Genomic DNA, 1,480 nt, shown 5'->3' with positions numbered 1-1,480 from the left:
TCTATATCATGCAGACTTATAGAAAATATAGCTCCATTTTTTATCAGGATATGAGGGAGAGGCTGAGCCAGCTTAATGCGAAGTTAAGTGAATCATTGCAAGGCATGTCAATCATTCAAGTTTTCCGCCAAGAAAAACGGCTTAGACAGGAATTTGAAAATATTAATGAAAAGCACTATCAAGCAGGGATGAAAAATATTAAAATTGATAGTCTGTTATTACGGCCAGCCATTGATTTAGTTTATGTTTTCGCATTAATCATGATATTAAGCTTTTTTGGCATCACTTCATTCAACAGCCCAATCGAAATCGGAGTTATTTATGCATTTATCAGTTATTTAGATCGTTTCTTTGAGCCTGTTAATCAAATGATGATGAGACTTTCTATGTACCAGCAGGCTATTGTCGCAGCATCAAGAGTATTTAAGCTTGTTGATGAAACAGAGCTTGCCCCTAAACAGCCGGAGAACGCGAAAAAGCAAATTTTTGATGGGGAAATTGAATTCCGCAATGTAAGCTTTTCTTATGACGGAAAGAGAGACGTTTTGAAGAATATTTCCTTTACAGCTAGACCTGGAGAAACTGTTGCCCTGGTAGGGCACACCGGAAGTGGAAAGAGCTCAATCATTAATCTCATGATGCGTTTCTATGAATTTGAAAGAGGGGAGATTTTGATTGATGGAGAATCAATCAAATCCTATAGCAAGGAAGAGCTAAGGATTAGAATGGGATTAGTCCTTCAGGATCCGTTCCTTTTTTTCGGTACGATTAATGATAATATTCGTCTCCATAAACAAGAACTAAGTGACCAAGAAATCTTAGATGCAGCTCAATTTGTGCAAGCTCATGCTTTCATTGAAAAATTAGAGAATGGTTATAATCAGCAGGTAGTAGAAAGAGGTTCTACCTTCTCAAGTGGACAAAGACAGCTAATCGCTTTCGCAAGAACGATTGCTGCAAATCCAAAAATACTCGTTTTGGATGAAGCAACCGCTAATATTGATACAGAAACTGAAGAAGCTATTCAGTTTGCTTTAGAAAAAATGCGAAAAGGGAGAACGACAATTGCCATTGCCCATCGTCTGTCAACGATTCAAGATGCTGAGTTAATCCTTGTCCTGCATCAAGGTGAAATTGTCGAGAGAGGAAACCATCAAGAGCTTCTAGCCAAACAAGGTTTATATCATAAAATGTATTTATTGCAAAACAGTTCAGGAGAAAAAGTGGGAGATGTCGTTTAAGACCTTATTTTTTATACTGCTAGTAATGGGTAAAAAAAGTTTTACAAAAAAGAAAATCCAGCTCAGGTATGTTTACCTAGGCTGGTTATTTTAGTGTGTGGGTATTTTTTTGCTATGATTGCGGTGATACTCATTCAGCAAAAGATCAAGTTCTTGGCTATATCTGATGGCCGTGGATGAAGCTAAGCCATTTTTCATCGCCACTTGTATCAGTTCAATTCTCTTCTGTTCAATTAAAT

The 1,480-nt window shown here is 37.2% G+C and carries 2 protein-coding genes; one reads left to right on the top strand and one right to left on the bottom strand.

What is annotated here, in order from left to right; genetic code table 11:
* The coding region (locus tag V7164_RS25170) for an ABC transporter ATP-binding protein (protein WP_335355586.1) at nucleotides 1-1,241 on the top strand (1,241 nt) is incomplete at its 5' end.
* A 90-nt stretch (nucleotides 1,242-1,331) separates the two neighbouring features.
* Here the strand turns inward: V7164_RS25170 and V7164_RS25165 are convergent.
* The gene (locus V7164_RS25165) at nucleotides 1,332-1,475 is read right to left on the bottom strand and encodes a Spo0E family sporulation regulatory protein-aspartic acid phosphatase (protein ID WP_438824750.1); all 144 of its coding nucleotides are present in this window, start codon (nucleotides 1,473-1,475) and stop codon (nucleotides 1,332-1,334) included.
* Between the last annotated feature and the right edge of the window lie 5 nt (nucleotides 1,476-1,480).

It is taken from the genome of Bacillus sp. JJ1474 (genome assembly GCF_036965225.1).
Classification (GTDB): domain Bacteria; phylum Bacillota; class Bacilli; order Bacillales; family Cytobacillaceae; genus Cytobacillus.
This window is presented reverse-complemented; position numbering and strand designations above follow the sequence as displayed.